This is a genomic window from Actinomycetospora callitridis, assembly GCF_028737265.1.
In the GTDB taxonomy this organism is placed as follows: domain Bacteria; phylum Actinomycetota; class Actinomycetes; order Mycobacteriales; family Pseudonocardiaceae; genus Actinomycetospora; species Actinomycetospora callitridis.
On the sequence record NZ_JAQZAK010000012.1, the window covers coordinates 97,764 to 116,662 of the forward strand.

Annotated in this window: 17 protein-coding genes and 1 pseudogene; 9 read left to right on the forward strand and 9 right to left on the reverse strand. The window is 73.5% G+C overall.

The features are described 5' to 3' along the window. Positions 1-64 precede the first annotated feature (64 nt). The 6 genes and pseudogenes from gyrB to dnaA all read right to left on the reverse strand — a co-directional run bounded on the left by gyrB (position 65) and on the right by dnaA (position 8,911). A complete protein-coding gene (gyrB, locus tag PH191_RS26870; protein WP_274197699.1) occupies positions 65-2,086 on the reverse strand; it encodes a DNA topoisomerase (ATP-hydrolyzing) subunit B in 2,022 nt (673 codons plus the stop codon). Positions 2,087-2,301: 215 nt separating this feature from the next. Continuing rightward, positions 2,302-3,003, reverse strand: coding sequence for a DciA family protein (locus PH191_RS30010; RefSeq protein WP_337994106.1), 702 nt, complete (start codon positions 3,001-3,003; stop codon positions 2,302-2,304). 28 nt (positions 3,004-3,031) lie between these two features. Then, a complete protein-coding gene (gene recF / locus PH191_RS26880) occupies positions 3,032-4,207 on the reverse strand; it encodes a DNA replication/repair protein RecF (RefSeq protein ID WP_274197700.1) in 1,176 nt (391 codons plus the stop codon). 100 nt (positions 4,208-4,307) lie between these two features. Beyond that, positions 4,308-5,237 (reverse strand): annotated as a pseudogene (gene gnd, locus PH191_RS26885) (phosphogluconate dehydrogenase (NAD(+)-dependent, decarboxylating)); the annotation flags it as partial. A gap of 55 nt (positions 5,238-5,292) precedes the next feature. Next, complete coding sequence (gene dnaN / locus PH191_RS26890; protein ID WP_274187559.1) at positions 5,293-6,531, reverse strand: DNA polymerase III subunit beta; 1,239 nt, start codon at positions 6,529-6,531, stop codon at positions 5,293-5,295. A 730-nt stretch (positions 6,532-7,261) separates the two neighbouring features. Next, complete coding sequence (dnaA, locus tag PH191_RS26895) at positions 7,262-8,911, reverse strand: chromosomal replication initiator protein DnaA (protein ID WP_274197701.1); 1,650 nt, start codon at positions 8,909-8,911, stop codon at positions 7,262-7,264. A 396-nt stretch (positions 8,912-9,307) separates the two neighbouring features. Between dnaA and rpmH the strand changes: the two genes are divergently transcribed. Both rpmH and rnpA read left to right on the forward strand, forming a co-directional pair. Then, positions 9,308-9,451 carry a 50S ribosomal protein L34 gene (rpmH, locus tag PH191_RS26900; protein WP_274197702.1) on the forward strand — a complete coding sequence of 48 codons (144 nt, stop codon included), beginning with the start codon at positions 9,308-9,310 and terminating at the stop codon, positions 9,449-9,451. Between the two features lie 140 nt (positions 9,452-9,591). Continuing rightward, complete coding sequence (gene rnpA / locus PH191_RS26905) at positions 9,592-9,969, forward strand: ribonuclease P protein component (RefSeq protein WP_274197703.1); 378 nt, start codon at positions 9,592-9,594, stop codon at positions 9,967-9,969. Here rnpA and PH191_RS26910 read toward each other — a convergent pair. After that, the gene (locus PH191_RS26910; protein ID WP_274197704.1) at positions 9,959-10,747 is read right to left on the reverse strand and encodes an FkbM family methyltransferase; all 789 of its coding nucleotides are present in this window, start codon (positions 10,745-10,747) and stop codon (positions 9,959-9,961) included. The two genes, rnpA and PH191_RS26910, sit on opposite strands and share 11 nt — an antisense overlap. A 135-nt stretch (positions 10,748-10,882) precedes the next feature. Here PH191_RS26910 and yidD point away from each other — a divergent pair, with 135 nt between their 5' ends. From yidD to PH191_RS26945, 7 genes are all read left to right on the forward strand, one after another. Beyond that, positions 10,883-11,305, forward strand: coding sequence for a membrane protein insertion efficiency factor YidD (gene yidD / locus PH191_RS26915; RefSeq protein WP_274197705.1), 423 nt, complete (start codon positions 10,883-10,885; stop codon positions 11,303-11,305). After that, positions 11,299-12,528, forward strand: a complete 1,230-nt coding sequence (yidC, locus tag PH191_RS26920; protein WP_274197706.1) for a membrane protein insertase YidC — start codon at positions 11,299-11,301, stop codon at positions 12,526-12,528. The genes yidD and yidC overlap by 7 nt, the downstream gene beginning before the upstream one ends. 149 nt (positions 12,529-12,677) lie before the next feature. Beyond that, complete coding sequence (locus PH191_RS26925; RefSeq protein WP_274197707.1) at positions 12,678-13,262, forward strand: Jag family protein; 585 nt, start codon at positions 12,678-12,680, stop codon at positions 13,260-13,262. Positions 13,263-13,319: 57 nt separating this feature from the next. After that, positions 13,320-14,111 (forward strand): 16S rRNA (guanine(527)-N(7))-methyltransferase RsmG, encoded by a 792-nt coding sequence (gene rsmG / locus PH191_RS26930; protein WP_274197708.1) that lies wholly within the window; start codon positions 13,320-13,322, stop codon positions 14,109-14,111. A 100-nt stretch (positions 14,112-14,211) separates the two neighbouring features. Then, positions 14,212-15,129 (forward strand): ParA family protein, encoded by a 918-nt coding sequence (locus PH191_RS26935; RefSeq protein ID WP_274197765.1) that lies wholly within the window; start codon positions 14,212-14,214, stop codon positions 15,127-15,129. Then, positions 15,126-16,262 carry a ParB/RepB/Spo0J family partition protein gene (locus tag PH191_RS26940; protein ID WP_274197709.1) on the forward strand — a complete coding sequence of 379 codons (1,137 nt, stop codon included), beginning with the start codon at positions 15,126-15,128 and terminating at the stop codon, positions 16,260-16,262. Before PH191_RS26935 ends, PH191_RS26940 begins: the two co-directional genes overlap by 4 nt. A 198-nt stretch (positions 16,263-16,460) precedes the next feature. Further along, positions 16,461-17,144 (forward strand): GNAT family N-acetyltransferase, encoded by a 684-nt coding sequence (locus tag PH191_RS26945; protein WP_274197710.1) that lies wholly within the window; start codon positions 16,461-16,463, stop codon positions 17,142-17,144. A gap of 27 nt (positions 17,145-17,171) precedes the next feature. Here the strand turns inward: PH191_RS26945 and PH191_RS26950 are convergent, their stop codons facing one another. Next, a complete protein-coding gene (locus tag PH191_RS26950; RefSeq protein ID WP_274197711.1) occupies positions 17,172-18,329 on the reverse strand; it encodes an N-acetylmuramoyl-L-alanine amidase in 1,158 nt (385 codons plus the stop codon). Positions 18,330-18,558: 229 nt separating this feature from the next. Then, a complete protein-coding gene (gene trxA / locus PH191_RS26955) occupies positions 18,559-18,885 on the reverse strand; it encodes a thioredoxin (protein WP_274197712.1) in 327 nt (108 codons plus the stop codon). Between the last annotated feature and the right edge of the window lie 14 nt (positions 18,886-18,899).

Here is an 18,899-nt window from a genome sequence, read left to right on the forward strand (position 1 = left end):
GGGTTCCACGGGAAACATCCCGCGGCGCCCGGGCCTTCGAGGCTCGATTCGACCTCGACCTCGACTACACGTCGAGGAAGCGCACGTCCTTCGCGTTGCGGGTGATGAACGAGCGCCGGGACTCGACGTCCTCGCCCATGAGCACGCTGAAGAGCTCGTCCGCCGTGGCGGCGTCGTCCAGCGTGACCCGCTGCATCAGCCGGGTCGCCGGGTCCATCGTGGTCTCCCACAGCTCCTTGGCGTTCATCTCGCCGAGGCCCTTGTAGCGCTGGACACCGTCGTCCTTGTTGATCTTCTTGCCGGCGGCGCGCCCGGCCTCGATCAGGCTGTCGCGCTCGCGGTCGCTGTAGGCGAACTCCGGCTCGGCGTTCCGGCCACCCCACTTGATCTTGTACAGCGGGGGCATCGCCAGGAACACGTGCCCGTTCTCCACGAGCGGGCGCATGAATCGGAACAGCAGCGTCAGCAGCAGGGTGCGGATGTGCTGGCCGTCCACGTCGGCGTCGGCCATCAGCACGATCTTGTGATAGCGCAGCTTGCTGAGGTCGAACTCGTCGTGGATGCCCGCGCCGAGCGCCGTGATGATCGACTGGACCTCGTTGTTCTTGAGGACGCGGTCGATCCGGGCCTTCTCGACGTTGATGATCTTCCCTCGGATCGGGAGGATCGCTTGGAACATCGAGTCGCGCCCCGACTTGGCCGAGCCGCCCGCCGAGTCGCCCTCGACGATGTAGACCTCGCTGCGCTCGGGGTCGTTGCTGCGGCAGTCGGCGAGCTTGCCGGGCAGGCCGCCGAGGTCACCGGCCGTCTTGCGGCGCACGAGCTCGCGGGCCTTGCGGGCCGCGAGCCGGGCCTGGGCCGAGCCGACCGCCTTGTTGATGATGGTCTTGGCCTCGGCGGGGTTGGACTCGAACCAGTCGCCGAGGTGCTCGTTGCACACCTTCTGGACGAACGAGCGCACCTCGGTGTTGCCGAGCTTGGTCTTGGTCTGGCCCTCGAACTGCGGCTCGGCGACCTTCACCGACACGATCGCGGCGAGCCCCTCGCGGATGTCGTCGCCGGTGAGCGCCGGGTCCTTGTCCTTGATGAGCTTCTTGTCCCGCGCGTAGCGGTTGACCGTCGCGGTGAGCGCGGAGCGGAAGCCCTCCTCGTGGGTGCCGCCCTCGGTGGTGTTGATCGTGTTGCAGAAGGTGTAGACGGACTCGGAGTAGCCCGAGTTCCACTGCATCGCGACCTCGACCTGGTGGCCGGTGCCCTCCGCCTGGAACCCCACCGGCTTGCGGTGGATCGGGTCCTTGGCGTGGTTGATGTGGGCGACGAAGTCCTCGAGGCCGCCCGGGTAGTGGAACGTGCGCTCCGTGACCTTCGAGACGTAGCCCTCGGCGTCCGGGACCTCGTCGAGATCGGTGCCGTCGGCGTCGGCGCCCTCGGGCTTGCGCTCGTCGCGCAGGTGGATGGTCAGGCCCTTGTTGAGGAAGGCCATCTCCTGCAGGCGGCGCGAGATCGTCTCGAAGTTGTAGGTGGTCGACTCGAAGATCGTCGGGTCGGCCCAGAAGGTGATCGACGTACCGGTCTTCTTGGTCTTGCCGACCTGGTTGAGCGGGCCGGGCACCGAGTGGTCGTAGTGCTGGGTCCAGATCTGGCCGTCGCGGTGGATCTCGACGTCGAGCGCGGTCGACAGCGCGTTCACGACGCTGATGCCGACGCCGTGCAGACCGCCGGAGACCGCGTACGACTTGTCGTCGAACTTGCCGCCGGCGTGGAGCATGGTCATGACCATCTCGACGGCGGGCTTCTTCTCCACCGGGTGCTCGTCGACCGGGATGCCGCGGCCGTCGTCGACGACGGCGATCCCGCCGTCCGCCTGCAGCGTCACCGACACGCTGCTGGCGTAGCCGGCCATCGCCTCGTCGACGGAGTTGTCGACGGCTTCCCAGATGAGGTGGTGGAGCCCGCGCTCGCCCGTGGAGCCGATGTACATGCCGGGCCGCTTGCGGACTGCCTCGAGGCCCTCGAGGACGGTGATGGACGAGGCGCTGTAGTCCCCGTTGTTCTTCTTCTGGGCCGAGTTCGGTGCGGCTGCCACGGGCTCTGGTGTCTCCCTCGCGTGGACACGGCCCGTGCGCATCGCGCGCGGGCGGAACATCTGCCTCCAGTCTACCGGGTCACCCATCCCAGAACGGCCCGGGCACGCGGCTCAGCGCGTCACACGGCGCACGAATCGCCATCGGGAGGGTCCGACCGGCCGCGAGGCGTCCCGCGCGCCTCTGACGGCCCGTCGTCGGACGGCCACGTGGATCGTCAGCCGTACGTGTCGCGCGGTCCGCGGCCCGAGACGTGGCGGGGCCCGCGACGCCAGCTCGGCGCGGTCGGGCCGTGGATGCGCATCGTCTTCACGACCCCGTCGCCGAGCCCGGCGGCCAGCTTCCCGATCAGCTGGCGCTGCAGCAGGCGCAGCTGGGTGGCCCAGGCCGTCGAGTCGGCCGCGACGGTGAGGACGCCGTCGCGCAGGGAGACGGGACGGGCGTGCTCGGCGACCTCCTCGCCCACCAGCTCGGCCCACCGCCCGAAGACCGACCCGTTCGCGAGCCGCGGCGCCCACCCGCGGTCACCGGACAGCCGGGACGCCAGCCGCCCGAGCATCTGCGGGTCGCGCTCGTCGGCACCCGAGCCCGACCAGCCACGACGGCGCGGGCGGCCCATGCCCGTCCCGGTGCGACGCACCGGCTTGCGGATCCCCGCCGCACCCCCGCCGGCGGCACGACGCGCGGCGCTCGCGGCCCGGGCGGCGGCGAGGGCGTCGCGGGCGAGGTCCGCGCCCCGCTTCTCCTCGCCCGTGCCCCCGCTCGCAGGGGTGCTCCGGTCGTCCGGATTGCCCCCGTCCGACAGCCGTTCGGGTGTGTGGACAGCGTCCCCGGGGCGCCGTCCCTGCTCGCGGCCCGGATCCGGGCCGGTGCGGGGGGCTCCCGAGGATCTGTTCGGGGAGTTGTCCACAGCATCCACAGGTCTGTCCCCAGGACCTCCACCGTTGTCACGCGTCCGGCCCACCAGGCGCACCCCCTGTCGTCCGTGCCGCCGCACTCATCTCACGCACCGTGCCCGAATCGACCACGAAGCGTGCCCCCTGCAGGTCATCCGGGACATCGTCGTCCACCGCGGCGGTGACGAGCACCTGCTCCGCGTTCACCGCGGTCCGCGCGAGCGCGCGGCGCCGTCGGACGTCCAGCTCCGCGAAGACGTCGTCGAGGATCAGGACGGGTTCGGAGCCCTCACCCCGGAGCAGCTCGAACGCCCCCAGGCGCAGCGCGAGCGCCAGCGACCACGACTCCCCGTGGCTGGCGTACCCCTTCGCCGGGCCCGTGCCGAGCGTGAGCTCGAGGTCGTCGCGGTGCGGGCCGACGAGGCACACCCCGCGCTCGATCTCCTGGGTGCGGCGCCGGCGCATCTCGTCGAGCAGCAGCACCTCGATCTCCTCAGGCGTGGACGGCGCTGCCTCGCCGCCCAGGGCGTCCACCGCCTCGGCGCGCGAGCGGTAGCGCGCCCCCACCGGCTCGGACTCCGGCGCCACCGCGGCGTAGGCGTCCCGCACGTGCGGGGCCAGGGCGGCGGTGAGCTCGAGGCGCCCGGCGACGAGCACCGCCCCGGCGCGGGCGAGATGGGCGTCCCACACGTCCAGGGTGCTCGTGTCGCCGCGGGCGTGGCGGGCGGTCTTGAGCAGGGCCGAGCGCTGGCGCAGCACCTTGTCGTAGTCGGCCCGCGCCCCGGCCCAGCGCGGCGCGCGGGCGACGAGCAGGTCGTCGAGGAAGCGGCGGCGCTCGCCGGGGTCGCCCCGCACCAGCGCGAGGTCCTCGGGCGCGAACACGACCGTGCGCACGATGCCGAGCACCTCGCGGGGGCTGCGCACCGGCGAGCGGTTGACGCGGGCACGGTTGGCCTTCCCGCTCGCGATCTCGACCTGCACGGTGAGCTCGCGGCCCTCGTTGACGGCCACCGCGCGGATGCTCGCCGAGCTCGCGTCCCGCCGGATCAGCGGGGCGTCGCCGGCCACCCGGTGCGACGCGAGGGTGGCGAGATAGCCCACCGCCTCGACGAGGTTCGTCTTGCCCTGGCCGTTGGCCCCGACCAGCACCGAGACCCCCGGCGCGAAGTCCAGGTCGGCCTGCTCCCAGGAGCGGAAATCGGTGACCGAGAGGTGTCTGACGTACATCCACTCTCCCGTCGCTCCGCTCGCCCCCCGGCCGCCCTCCCGTCGCTCCGCTCGCCCCCCCGGCCGCCCTCCCGTCGCTCCGCTCGCCCAGGGGGCCCGGTCAGCCGCCTGTCGGCGGCTCGTTGGCGGCGTCGCCCGCCTTGTGGGTGGCGTGGCCGCCGAACTGGGCGCGCAGGGCCGCGACCGCCTTCATGGCCGGCGAGTCGATCTGGCGGGAGGCGAACCGCGCGAACAGCGCCGCCGAGATCACCGGGGCCGGCACGGCGTGCTTGATGGCTTCGTCCACGGTCCAGCGGCCCTCGCCCGAGTCCTCGGCGTAGCCGGTGATCGCGTCGAGGTGCGGATCCGCCTCGAGCGCCAGCACCATGAGGTCGAGCAGCCAGCTGCGCACCACGGTGCCGCGGCTCCACGCCTTCATCACCGCGCCGACGTTGTCCACGGGGCCGCCGGCGCTGAGCAGCTCGTAGCCCTCGGCGTAGGCCTGCATGAGGCCGTACTCCACGCCGTTGTGGACCATCTTCGCGTAGTGGCCCGCCCCGACCGGGCCGGCGTGGACGAAGCCCTCCTCGCGCGGTCCCTCCGGACGCAGGGCGTCGAACACCGGCAGCAGCCGCTCGATGTCGGCGGGGTCGCCCCCGGCCATGAGCCCGTAGCCCTCGGTGCGGCCCCAGACGCCGCCCGAGACGCCGCAGTCGACGTAGCGGATGCCGTGGCCGTCGAGCAGCTCGGCGTGGGCGGTGTCGTCGGTGAACTTGCTGTTGCCGCCGTCGATCACCAGGTCGTCGGCCTCGAGCAGCTCGGCGAGGTTCTGCACCGTCGAGTGGGTGGCGGAGCCCGCCGGGACCATCAGCCACACCGTGCGCGGCGCGGAGAGTGCCTTGACCAGCTCGTCCAGCGACTGCACGTCACCGGACCCGTCGTTGGCGTACCCGACGACCTCGTGCCCGGCGGACCGGAGCCGTTCGGCCATGTTGCCGCCCATGCGTCCGAGCCCGACCATCCCCAGCTGCACGTCACGTTCCTCTCGGTCGGCCGCCCGCTGGGACGGCTCCTGGGCTCGGGTGTGGGTGCGGGGCGGCTCGGGCTCAGCCCGGCAGCCGCACCGGCATCAGGAGGTAGAGATACCCGGGACGGGGCTCGGGGAGATCGTCCACGGCGTCACCCGGTCCGGGCTCGACCGCGGTGGCACCGCCGCCCGCGGGCTCGGCACCGTCGCCGGACGCGGCGGCCGCGTCCTCGCCGGGCGGCATCGCCGGGCGCAGCAGCGCCGGGCGGCTGGGCGTCGTGAACGAGAGGTGGGCGTGCTCGGCGCCCAGCGCGGAGAGGCCGTCGAGCAGGTAGCCCGGGTTGAACGCGATCGTCAGCGGCTCGCCGACGAAACGGCAGGAGATCTCCTCCTCCGCGCTGCCCTCGTCGTCGCCGCCGGCCGTGAGCCGCAGGGTGTCGTCGGCGAACTCCAGGCGGACCTGGGTGCCGCGCTCGGCCACCAGCGAGACGCGCTTGATGGCCTCGACGAGCGGGGCGATCTCGAGCACCGCCGCCGACGTGTGCTCCTTGGGCAGTAGCTGGCGGTAGCGCGGGAACTCGGCGTCGAGCAGACGCGTCGTCGACCGGCGCCCGCCGCCGGCGAGGCCGAGCAGCCCGTCGCCGCGTGCCAGCGCGAGCTCGATCCGCGAGCCCGACGACGTGAGCGTCTTGGCCGCTTCCGCCAGGGTCTTGGCCGGGGCGAGCAGCGCGACCTCGCCGGACTCGCCGCCGCCCGCGCTCTCGCCCGGCTCCCAGGTGAACTCCCGGACGGCGAGGCGGAAGCGGTCGGTGGCCGCGAGCGTGAGCGTCGAGCCGTCGATCTCGATGCGGATGCCGGTGAGCATCGGCAGCGTGTCGTCCCGGCCGGCGGCCACGGCCACCTGCGAGACGGCCTGGGCGAACACCTCGGGCGCGAGGGCCCCGGCGACCGGCGGCATGTCGGGCAGCTGCGGGTAGTCCTCGGCCGACATCGTCGGGAGGCTGAACCGGGCGTTGCCGCAGGCGATGGTGGCGCGCGGCCCGTCGACCGTGACGTCGACGGGGTGCGGCGGCAGGGCCCGCGTGATGTCGGCGAGCAGGCGGCCCGAGACCAGCGCGCGCCCGGCGTCGCCGATCATCGCCGGCACCTCGACCCGTGCGGAGACCTCGTAGTCGAAGCCGGAGACGGTCAGCGTGCCGTCGCCCTCGGTGTCGAGCAGGACGCCGCCGAGCACCGGGACCGGCGCGCGGCTCGGGAGGCTGCGGGCGACGAAGGCCACGGCGTCGGCGAGGGCGTCTCGTTCGACGCGGAACTTCATCGCGGGTCCTCCCCCTGTGGGCCGGTCTGTGCCAGGTGGTGCTGGCGGTCTGGACTTGCCGGCTGGGACGCACCCCGGCGCGGGTGCATCACGGTAGAGCGTGCAGGAGGGGTCCGACACTCCGGGCCCGGTCCCGATCCGAGCCGATCGGGTACTCCGGCCCCGATCGTTCGGCGAGCCGATCGACCCGTCCACACCACCTGTTCTTCTGTAGTTCTCTAAGAAGGGAAAGACAGTAGGAGTAATAGGTCCTGTGCACGCTGTGGACGGCGGACGTCGCCGCAGGTGGGGCGGCGCGGCGCCGTGGGGATCACTCGGCGCGGCGGATGCCCGGATCCGGGGACGGATCGGCGTGTCCGGTGGACAGAGCCCGCCGGCGCCCTCCTTTCTCATCTCCCTCCACCGCTGCCGGACGGATGTCCACAGACTTGTCCCCAGCTGTGGGTCGATCGGGAGTCGAACGATCGCAATGTGCTACCGACTTCGGTGTTCGTCGATGATCGGCGACGACTCGGCGCGGGGCCGGTGCTTCCTGTGGTCACACAGCGTCGCCCGAGGAGGGGCATCGCTCGACGCAGCGTGACGAACCGGACCCGTGCGGGCGGCGCGGCCACGAGCGCACCGGAGCGAGGGTCACCCTGGCTGCGTGGGAGGCAGCGAAGGACGCCCTCGCTCGTCCTGGGCGGCCCCGCCCAGGGCCCGGAGGGTGCGCACGGTGGGAGAAGGCGGCTCAGCCGCGGGCGCGCTGCTTGATGCGCGCGGTGAGCTCCTGGACCTGCTCGTAGGTCCGGCGGCGCTCGGCCATCTCCTTGCGGATCTTCTTGTCCGCGTGCATGACCGTGGTGTGGTCGCGGTTGCCGAACATCTGGCCGATGCGCGGCAGGGAGAGGTCGGTGAGCTCGCGGCAGAGGTACATCGCGATCTGCCGGCTCAGCGCGAGGGCCTTGGTCTTGCCCGGCCCGCAGAGGTCGTCGATGGACACCGAGTAGAACTCGGCGGTCACGGCCATGATCGTCGGCGCGGTGATCTCCGACTGGCGGGAGTCGGGGATGAGGTCGCGCAGGACGATCTCGGCGAGCTGGAGGTCGATGGGCTGCCGGTTGAGCGACGCGAAGGCCGTCACGCGGATCAGGGCGCCCTCGAGCTCGCGGATGTTGCGCTCGATGCGGTCGGCGATGAACTCGAGCACCTCGGGCGGCGCGGCCATCCGCTCGCCGGCGGCCTTCTTGCGCAGGATCGCGATGCGCGTCTCGAGCTCGGGCGGCTGGATGTCGGTGATCAGGCCCCACTCGAAGCGGGTGCGCAGGCGGTCCTCGAGCGTCTCCAGCCGCTTGGGCGGCCGGTCGGAGGACACGACGATCTGCTTGTTCGCGTTGTGCAGGGTGTTGAAGGTGTGGAAGAACTCCTCCTGGGTGCCTTCCTTGCCCTCCAGGAACTGGATGTCGTCCACCAGCAGCACGTCGACGTCGCGGTAGCGGCGCTGGAACGCCACCTTGCGGTCGTCGCGCAGCGAGTTGATGAAGTCGTTCGTGAACTCCTCGGTGGACACGTAGCGCACGCGCATGCCGGCGAACAGGCGCTGGGCGTAGTGCCCGACGGCGTGCAGCAGGTGCGTCTTGCCGAGTCCGGAGTCGCCCCAGACGAACAGCGGGTTGTAGGCGCGCGCCGGGGCCTCGGACACCGCGACGGCGGCGGCGTGCGCGAAGCGGTTCGAGGCGCCGATGACGAACGTGTCGAACGTGTACTTCTCGTTGAGCCGTGTCTGGGAGCGCGGTGCGCCGCGGGCCGGGTCGGGGCCGGTGTCGCGCATCCCGCCCATCGGCTCGCCGGGCCCGCGCGGAGGCCAGATCTCCTGCACCGCGGCGAGCCCGTCGCGGACCTCGTCGACCTCTTCCTCGGGGTGCGACCGGTCCGGGTTGTGCGTCACGCGCCCGACCCCGGCGGCCGCGGCGATCGCCTCGGCGCGGTGGGACGAGGTGGTGGCCGACAGGTACCCGGTGTCCGGGCCGTGGTGCCCGTTGCCGGCGTGGTCGCCGTCGGACGACGGCATCGAGAGCCGCGGCAGCGGGGACGTGGTCGGCCCGACCTCGGGGGCGGGGCGGGCGCTGTGGTCCACCCGCACCGCCAGCGAGACCGGCCGGCCGATGTGGCGGGAGAGCGCGGCGACGATCGGGTCGCGCAGCGCGCGCTCGATGGCCTCCTTGGCGAACTCGCTCGGGGCGGCCAGCAGGGCGGTGTCGTCGAGGAGCCCGAGGGGGCGCGTCACCCGTACCCAGGCACGCTGCTGGGGGGAGAGCGCGGCACCCTCGACGGAGCCCGCGGTGAGTTCGGCGACGACCTGGCCCCAGGTCTCGTCGAGGTCGAAGAGCTGGTCCGACACCGGGCACCCCCTCCGTCCCCTGCCCGCTGTGTGCGCTCGCCCGACCGGCCGAAGGCGCACGCATCCACAGTTCTGTCCACAACTGTGCACGACGTCGTACGGACGGTGGCGCGCGGGTGCGGGGCGGCCCCCCGGCGCCCGGGCTCGGTTCCGGTCGACGGCACGGTGAGCGCGGGGCGAAGGCCGCGTCCTCGACGGGTGAAGGACGCTAACAAGCGTCCGGCAGGGCCCACAACCTCCCCCCGGACGGCGGTGTGGGCCGTGCGGCGACCGGGGTGCGCGTCCTCGGCCCGCCACCGGCTACCCTTGTCCCGACCGGAGTCGGCACCCGAGGGGTGGTCGGCACTGACCGTGGCGCCGCGATCACGTGGCGCGTGGGAGCAGGAGAACCCGAAAGTGGCCAAGGGCAAGCGCACGTTCCAGCCGAACAACCGTCGGCGTTCCAAGACGCACGGCTTCCGGCTGCGCATGCGCACGCGCGCCGGCCGAGCGATCCTCGCCGCCCGTCGCCGCAAGGGCCGCGACCAGCTCAGCGCCTGATCGGCGCCACCGGCCCGAGCGGCCGGCACGAACTCCTCGACGGGACCGCTCCCTCCGGACGCGGTCCCGTCGTCGTGTGTCGGGCCCCGCGTCGTCCGGTGCTGCCGCGTCGGTGCCGTGTCTGCGCCCCTCCCGCTGCCGTGCTCCCCCGCCCCCGCCGCATCACGCGGCCCCAGGACTTCCGCCTCGTGCTGCGCCGGGGCCGTCGCGCCGGGCGTCGCCGCCTCGTGGTGCACGCGCTCGCGGCCCCGACGGCGTCCACGGCGTCCGCACCGGAGCACCCCGCCCGGGCCGGCCTCGTCGTGGGACGGGGCGTCGGCCCGGCCGTCACGCGCCACCGCGTGAGCCGGCAGCTGCGCCACCTGCTGCGCCCGCGCCTCGAGAGCCTGCCGCCCGGCACCGACCTGGTGATCCGCGCTCAGCCCGCCGCGGCGGGCGCGACCTCGTCGGAGCTCGGTGACGACCTCGACGCCGCCCTCGCGCGGCTGGGTCTCACCGGGCCGCGGCTCACGGACTGAAGAGGTAGTTGCGCTCGGTGTCGACGATCCCCGCGACGGGCCGCCAGGCCCCTGCCATCCTCCTGCCGGCGGACCAGGTGTGCGCCCGGTACCCGAGCGCGCCGGTGAGGCGGGCGAAGAGCTCGTCGGCGCCCACGCCGTACTTGCGGGTGTGGCGGTCCTCGATCTCGAGCAGCAGGTGCGGGCGGTGAGTCGCGAGCAGGCCCGCGGCGCCGTCCAGCAGCGCCCCCTCGGCACCCTCGACATCGGCCTTCACCAGGGTCACGCGCTCGATGCCGAGGTCGGCGACGATCGAGTCGAGGGTCTCGACGGCCACGGACTCCAGCCGGTGCCCGGCGAACTCGCGGTTCGGGCCGGCGTCCCGCGCCCCCGCGGTGAGGTAGGCCCGGCCGTGCACGGGCAGACCGCGTCGCCGGGGCACCGAGAGGTGCGCCGTCCCGGGCGTCGCGCCGAGGGCGATGCGGTGCAGCGACACCCAGGACAGGCCGGCCGCGCGCACGCCGAGCCCGAGCGCCCGGTGGGCCCCGTGCTGGGGCTCGAAGGCGTGCACGGCGCCGTCGGGTCCGACGAGGTCGGCGAGCACGTGCGTGTAGAGACCGAACTCGGCTCCGACGTCGAGGCAGACGTCGCCCGGCCCGACGACGTCGGCCAGGCCGAGGATCTCCTTCTCGACGACCGAGCCCCGGCGGGCGACGGCCGAGAGGGCGGAGCGGACGACGCGCGAACGGCGGGTGCCCCGGGCGGTCCGTTCGGTGGGAGGGCCTCCGGCGATCGACACGGCGCGGATGCTCCCACGGTGCTCCGGACACGTTCGGGCGGCGGTCGCTTCCGGGCCCGTGGACAGGCACCATGGAGGCGACGACTGTCGTCCGCCCGGCGGACGGTCCGGTCGGAGACGAGGAGGACGGCATCGGTGGAGGACCGAGCACCGGTGCGCGCCGCACCGGCGACGGGATCCCCGGTGCCTCCTGCCGCCCCGGATCTCCCCGCAGACGGCCCCGACACCCCCGCTGACACCCCCGCGGCCCGGCCGTCGATCGCGGTCCGGGTGCTCGTCGCGGTGCTGGGCTTCTACCGGCGCTGGATCTCGCCGATGTTCCCGCCCTCGTGCCGCTTCCACCCCACCTGCAGCGCCTACGGGATCGACGCGCTGCGCACCCACGGGGTCGTGATCGGCACGGGGTTGACCCTGGTCAGGGTGGCCAAGTGCGCCCCCTGGCACCCTGGAGGCCTGGACCCGGTGCCACCCCGCGGGCACCGGACGTGGTGCGGGTGGCCCCGCCGCGCCACCGACACGGGGGCTGACCCCCACACCGAGGAGCGAGAGTCGTGCTGAACTTCATCTACTACCCGGTGTCGGCCATCATGTGGTTCTGGCACGAGGTGTTCGGCTTCCTCCTCGGTCCCGCCAGTGGCCTCGGCTGGGCGCTGTCGGTGATCTTCCTCGTCTTCACGCTCCGGGCCCTGCTGATCAAGCCGTTCATCAGCCAGGTGCGCTCGATGCGCAAGATGCAGGAGTTCCAGCCGCAGATCAAGAAGCTGCAGGAGAAGTACAAGAACGACCGCACCAAGCTCGCCGAGGAGATGCAGAAGCTCCAGAAGGAGCACGGGGTCAACCCCCTCGGCGGCTGTCTCCCCCTCCTGGTGCAGCTGCCGGTCTTCATCGGCCTGTTCCACGTGCTCCGCGGGTTCCAGCCGAACTACCCGTACAACTACGTCTTCGACCGCGCCGACATCGAGTCGTTCACCAACGCCGACATCTTCGGCGTGCGGCTGAACGAGGCGGTCGCCGGCGGGATGCAGTCGCTGGGCACCTTCAGCTTCAACTTCGGTGACTTCCAGGCCCACGTCCTGCCGGTGGCCCTCCCGCTGATGATCCTCGCGGCGGTCGCCACCCACTTCACCGCGCGCGTCTCGCAGCAGCACCAGAGCCCGGCGGCCGCGGCGAACCCGCAGGCGGCGATCATGGGCAAGATCACGATGTGGCTGTTCCCGGCCGGTCTGCTGGTCTTCGGTGTCTTCTTCCCGATCGCGATCCTCATCTACTTCCTGAGCCAGAACACCTGGACGCTCACCCAGCAGTTCCTCATCTACCGCAAGATCGCCCGCGAGGAGGAGGAGAAGCGCGAGCAGGCGCGCGAGCAGCGTGACGCGCTCGCCCCGCGGCCCGGTCAGAAGCCGCAGCGCCAGCGCGCGGCGGACGCCGACGCCGACGTGAGCGACGACCTCGTGGCCGACGGCGAGGTCGTCGAGGGCCCCGCGCCCAGCGCCGCACCGAAGCCCGGCGCGAAGCCCGCCAACAAGAAGGCCGGAGGCGGCTCGGGCCGCCGTGCCCCCGGCAAGGTCGGACCCGCCCGCTCGGGCGGACGGCAGACCTCGGGCAACGCCTCCCCCGGCAAGGTCGGGGCGAACGGCTCGGCGAACGGGTCCGGCAACGGCTCCCCCCACGGCTCCGCGAAGAACGGCGGCAAGGGCGGCGGCAACGGCGCGGGCGCCAAGAACGGACAGCTCGCGTCGTCGGGCCAGGGCAAGCGCCCGAACAACAAGAAGAAGAAGTAGAGCCACGCGGACGGCCTCCGGGCCGTCGCGACCCCGGCCCGACGCGCGTCACCCGCAGCGCGGACCGGACCACGAACCCGCACGCGCGCGACGGTCGGCGCGACGCGTGCCAGGAGAGGCCCCGGTGGGGCCCGGCGGAAGGAGACGGCGTGTCGGAGACGGTGACGTCGCAGGACCAGGACCAGGCGGAGGACCAGACCGGGGCGGAGGCCGGCGCGGAGACCGGGAGGCCCCCGGAGGACGCGTCGCGCGCGGAGCGCAGCTCGGAGGACCAGCTGGTCCGCGAGGGCGACATCGCGGGTGACTACCTCGAGCGGCTGCTCGACATCCTCGACTTCGACGGGGACATCGATCTCGACGTCGAGGCCGGGCGCGCCGTCGTCAGCGTGGACGGCGGCAAGGACCTCGAGAAGCTCGTCGGCGCCCGCGGCGACGTCCTCGAGGCGCTGCAGGAACTCACGCGCCTGGCGGTGCAGCAGTCGACCGGCACCCGCAACCGCCTCATGCTCGACGTCGCCGGCTGGCGCTCGCAGCGCCGGTCGGAGCTCACCGACCTCGGACGCACCGCCGCCTCGGAAGCGAAGGACACCGGGCACCTCCAGCGCCTACGGCCCATGACGCCGTTCGAGCGCAAGATCGTGCACGACGCGGTGGCCGGGATCAGCGGGGTGCGCAGCGAGAGCGAGGGCGAGGAGCCCCGCCGTCGCGTCGTGGTCCACCCGACAGAAGGCTGAGCACGCCGTGGCGCGCACGAGGGGTCCGGCTCCGGACGTTCCACGTGGAACACGGGCATGAGCACCACCCGTGGGGAGTCCGCGGACGGGGCCGGCCCGGGCGAGCCGGCCCCGACCGCCGCCGGGGAGGTGCCCGCTCCGCCCGCGGCTGCGTCGGCGGTGTTCGGTGACCGCCTGGCGGCCGCGGAGCGCTACGTCGCGATGCTCGCCGGCCCCGGTCAGGACCAGGGCGTCATCGGCCCGCGCGAGCTCCCCCGCCTGTGGGAACGCCACGTGCTCAACAGCGCGGCGGTCGGCGAGGTCCTCCCGCTCGACGCCACCGTGGTCGACGTCGGTTCCGGCGCCGGACTCCCCGGCATCCCGCTGGCGCTCGCGCGCCCGGACCTCCACATCACGCTCCTCGAGCCGATGGCCCGCCGGGTGGCGTGGCTCGAGGAGGTGATCGCCGAGCTCGGGCTCCCGGTCGCCGTCGTCCGGGGCCGGGCCGAGGAGCGGGAGGCCCGCCGCCAGTGCGGGGAGAGCGACGTCGTCACGGCCCGCGCCGTGGCCCCGATGGGGCGACTGACCACCTGGACGCTCCCTCTGGTGAGGCCGGGTGGGACCCTGGCGGCGATGAAGGGCGCGAGCGCCGCCGGTGAGGTGGAGCGCGACCTGAAGGAGATTCGCGCGGCGGGCGGGGAGGACCCCCGGGTGGTGCGGTGCGGCGTGGGAGACGCCGCCACCACCGTCGTGCTGGTAAGCCGGAGCGAGCGACGCGGCCCGTCCCCCGGTGCCGGACGCCGCGCACGCGGCAGGAAGGATCGAGCCCGTGACCGATCGACCGACGTCCGGCCGCACCGTTCCACGTGAAACCGCTCGCTCCGGCGAGCGCCCGTCCGCGGAGAAGGTCCGCGAGGCGGTCAGCGACGCCGCCGCGAGCGCCGGTGCCGGAGTGCTCGGCGCGGGTGAGGTGCTCTACCCGGGTGGCGACGAGGGGCTGACCCCGATCGCGGAGGAGGCCGCCCGTGCGGCGCGCGTCCTGCACCCCGAGGACCACCGTCTCCCCCGCCCCAGCGAGCGCCGGGTCATCACCGTCGCCAACCAGAAGGGCGGCGTCGGCAAGACCACCAGCGCCGTCAACCTCGCGGCCGCGCTCGCGCTGCACGGGGCCAGGGTGCTCCTGATCGACCTCGACCCCCAGGGCAACGCGAGCACGGCACTGGGCGTCGACCACCGCAGCGGGACGCCCTCGGTCTACGAGGTCCTCCTGGGCGAGATGACCATCGACGAGGCCGCCGCGGTCTGCGAGCGCTCCCCGGACCTGCTCTGCGTCCCGGCGACGATCGACCTCGCCGGCTCGGAGATCGAGCTCGTCTCGATGATGAACCGCGAGTCGCGGCTGAAGAACGCGCTGACCACCGAGGCGCTGGACCGGCTCGACGTCGACTACGTGCTCATCGACTGCCCGCCGTCGCTCGGGCTGCTCACGCTGAACGCGATGGTCGCGGCGCCCGAGATCCTCATCCCGATCCAGTGCGAGTACTACGCGCTCGAGGGCCTGAGCCAGCTCCTCAACAACATCGCGCTCGTGCAGTCGCACCTCAACCCGCGGCTGCACGTCTCGACGATCCTGCTGACGATGTACGACGGGCGCACCAAGCTCGCCGACCAGGTGACCTCCGAGGTGCGCACCCACTTCGGCGAGGTCGTGCTCCGCACGGTCATCCCCCGCAGCGTCAAGGTGTCCGAGGCGCCCGGCTTCGGCCAGACCGTGCTGACCTACGACCCGGGCTCGCGCGGGGCCATGAGCTATCTCGACGCGGCCCGCGAGGTCGCCGCGCGCAGCGGTGTGCGTCGTCAGACCGAGGGTGCCGAGGGGGCGCGATGAGCGAGCGACAGGACGCCGGGGGCCCGTCGACGATGAACGGACCCGCGCGCACCGAGCGGCGTGGCGGGCTGGGACGCGGTCTCGCCGCGCTCATCCCCACCGGCCCGCCGGAGGACGCCGCCCCCGCCCCGTCGCGGCACGGGCTCGGCAACCGCGCCGCCGACGTCGTCTTCGGCGCCCGACGGTCCGACGAGGAGCCCGGCGACCTCGCCACGACCGGTGATGGTTCCACGGGAAACACGGCGGACATCGCCGCCATGGTCCCGGGCGAGGCCTCGGGCGAGGTGGCCGGCGCGGTGTACCGCGAGGTGCGGATCGACGGGATCCGCCCCAACTCCCGGCAGCCGCGCCAGGTCTTCGACGAGGAGGCCCTCGTCGAGCTCGAGCACTCGATCCGCGAGTTCGGGCTCCTGCAGCCGATCGTGGTCCGCGAGCTCGCCGTGCCCGAGGCGGGTGCGGACGGCGGCCCGTCCCTCACCCACGAGCTCGTCATGGGCGAGCGGCGCTGGCGCGCCGCGCAGCGCGTGGGCCTGGAGCTCATCCCCGCGATCGTGCGGCACACGCCGGACGACACGCTCCTGCGGGACGCGCTGCTCGAGAACATCCACCGGGCCCAGCTCAACCCGCTGGAGGAGGCGGCGGCCTACCAGCAGCTGCTCACCGAGTTCGACGTCACGCACGAGCAGCTCGCCGACCGCATCGGGCGCAGCCGCCCGGCCATCACCAACACCATCCGCCTGCTGCGGCTGCCCGTGGCGGTGCAGCGCCGGGTCGCGGCGGGCGTGCTGTCCGCGGGCCACGCGCGGGCGCTGCTCGGTCTCGAGGACCCGGGCGCGCAGGAGGAGCTGGCGGCCCGCATCGTCGCCGAGGGGCTCTCGGTGCGCGCGGCGGAGGAGGCCGTCACGCTCGCGCGCGGCGGCACGCCGAACGCGGGCAAGCGGGCACCGGCGCGCAAGCCGATGCACGCGCCGGGACTCCAGGACCTGGCCGAGCGGCTCTCCGACACGTTCGACACCCGCGTGAAGGTCGAGCTCGGCCAGCGCAAGGGACGGATCGTCGTCGAGTTCGGCTCGGTGGACGATCTGGAGCGCATCGCGCGCCTGATGGGTCGGGACCCCTCCTCGGGCTCCTGACCTCGGGGGTGGTCGGCGGGGCCCTCTCCGTCGATCTGGGGGCGCCCTGAGATCGACGGAGAGACCGGGCGCCTGGTCGGGGCCGCGTCATCGCACGACACGAGAGGTGGTCGTCCGGACGGGCGACCCCGTGATCGGGACCCGGCGAACCGGGCACCGTATCCTCTCGGACGAAGACGGTCGGGGAAGGCGGGTCGCGTGTCGCGGAGCTGTGTCGGGGTCACTCTCGACAACATCGAGGAGCTGCCCAAGCAGTGTCGGCGCTGCGTGTACTGGGAGATCCCGCCGCACCTGAGCGACCAGGCCGAGGAGTTCGGCACGGTCGAGCTCGAGAAGGAGGCCTGGGTCTCCGGCGTCCTGCTCGAGTGGGGCTCCTGCGGGCGGATCGCCCACGTCGACGGCGTCCCGGCCGGCTTCGCGTTCTTCGCGCCGCCCAACGTGGTGCCGCGCGCCGCGGCGTTCCCCACGTCGCCGGTCTCCGCGGACGCGGTCCTGCTGTGCGGCGTGCACGTGATGCCGGACTTCGCCGGCGAGGGCATCGGCCGCCTGCTCGTCCAGGACGTCGTGCGCGACCTGACCCGCCGCGGCGTCAAGGCCGTCGAGGCGTTCGGTGACGACGCCGAGCGCCCCCGCGCCGAGGCCCACGGTCGCACCGAGCGCGGCACACCGACCTGCGTGCTGCCGGCGGCGTTCCTGCGCAACGTCGGCTTCAAGACCGTGGCGCCGCACGCACGCTGGCCGCGGCTGCGCTACGAGATGCAGACCGGCTTCAACTGGAAGGAGGACGTCGAGGCCGCCATCGCCCAGCTGCTGGGCTCGGTGACGATCTCGACGGCCCCGGCGGCGTCGCCGCAGCCCGCACGGGTGTGCTCGGGGTCCTGACCGACCTCCCGGCCCGCCGGGGGTGGCTCACACCCCGGCGGGGCGGTTGCTCTCGCGCTGGAGGACCTCGGCCCAGGTGAAGGTGCCGGTGGGCTTGTCGTCCTGGCCGAGCAGGTAGAGCCGCTTGACCGCGACGAGGATGCCCTCGGCGACGACGTCCCGGAAGCCGGGGTCGAGCAGCGCGGCGCGGTCGCGCTCGTTGGTGAGGTAGCCCATCTCGACGCGCACCGCGGGCATGCGCGTGAGACGCAGCAGCTCCCAGGGCCGCGGGTGCACGCCGCAGTCGAGCATGCGGGTGCGGGCGAGCAGCTCGCGGTGGATGAAGCCCGCGAGCGCCTCGCCCACCGTGGAGGTGGCGCCCGTGCCGGTGCCGAAGTGGAACGCGGCGAGGCCGTTGGCGGCGGGGCTCGCGTTGGCGTCGACGTGCAGCGAGAGCACGACGTCGGCACCCGCGGAGTTCGCGAAGCCGGCGCGCTCGGCGTCGGTCGGGCAGTCGTTCGGGCCGTGGGAGAGCAGCGCCTCCATGCCGGCGGCGGCCATGCGGCCCTCGAGGCGGCGGCCGATGTCGTCGACCAGCCCCGCCTCGGTGATGGCGTCGGCCCCGCTGCCCACGGACACGCCGCGGTCGGCGCCGCCGTGGCCCGGGTCGATGACGATGCGCTTGCCCGAGAGCCGGGGGCCGGCGCGGTGCAGGCGCTCCTGCTCGCGCAGCAGGCCCGGGCGGCCACCGGTGACCTTGCGGCCGAGGTAGCCGAGGTGACGCAGCGTGCGGGGCCCGCACATGCCGTCGGGGCTCATGCCGTAGTCGCGCTGGAAGCCGCGCAGGGCCTGCTCGGTCTGCCGGCCGAACACGCCGTCGGCGCGCCCGGAGTCGTAGCCGAGCTCCAGGAGTCGCTCCTGGAGGGCGAAGACGTCGTCCCCTGTGAGGGGGGACGCGGCGTTGAGCAGCAGCATCCGGTCGCCCAGGGCCCAGCGCGCGTCGCGCAGGGCGCGGTACGTGGCGGGCCCGACGATGCCGTCGGTGATCAGGCCACGGCGCTGCTGGAAGATGCGGACGGCGTGCTCGAGCTGCTCGTCGAACAGCACCGGGCCGGGGCCCGTGGGCTCCACGATGCCGAGCGCCTCCAGTGCTGCGCGGACCTCGGCGACCGGCGGGCCGGCGTCACCGCGGCTCAGCAGCTGCATGCAGTTCGCTCCCGATCGTCGCGCCCGGGGGCCGGGCGCCAGGTGTGGTCGCACTTCACTGGCGCCTCATTGTGCCCTGCCGGGACCGTCCCGCCGCGCAGCGGGGCGCCGCGGGGGGTCACGGTCGGGCCACGACGGGCGGACACGCCCAAGCGCCGGGCGGCCGCCACGGAGGGCGGCCCCCCGGCGCCGGTGCGACGAGCGGCAGCGATCAGACCGACGTGGACCGTCAGGCCAGGACGTCGGAGAGGTCGTCGAGCAGGACCGACTTCGGCTTGGCGCCGACGATCTGCTTGACCGGCTTGCCGTCCTGGAAGACGAGCAGCGTCGGGATCGACATGACCTGGTAGTCCCGCGCCGTGGCCGGGTTCTGGTCGATGTCGAGCTTGGCCACCGTCAGCTTGTCGCCGTGCTCCGCGGCGATCTCCTCCAGCACCGGGGCGACCATCTTGCAGGGGCCGCACCAGGTGGCCCAGAAGTCGACGACGACGGGCTTGTCGCTGCCGAGCACCTGGTCGGCGAAAGTGGCGTCGGTGACGTTCACGGGGGCGCTCATGCGCTGGTTTCCTT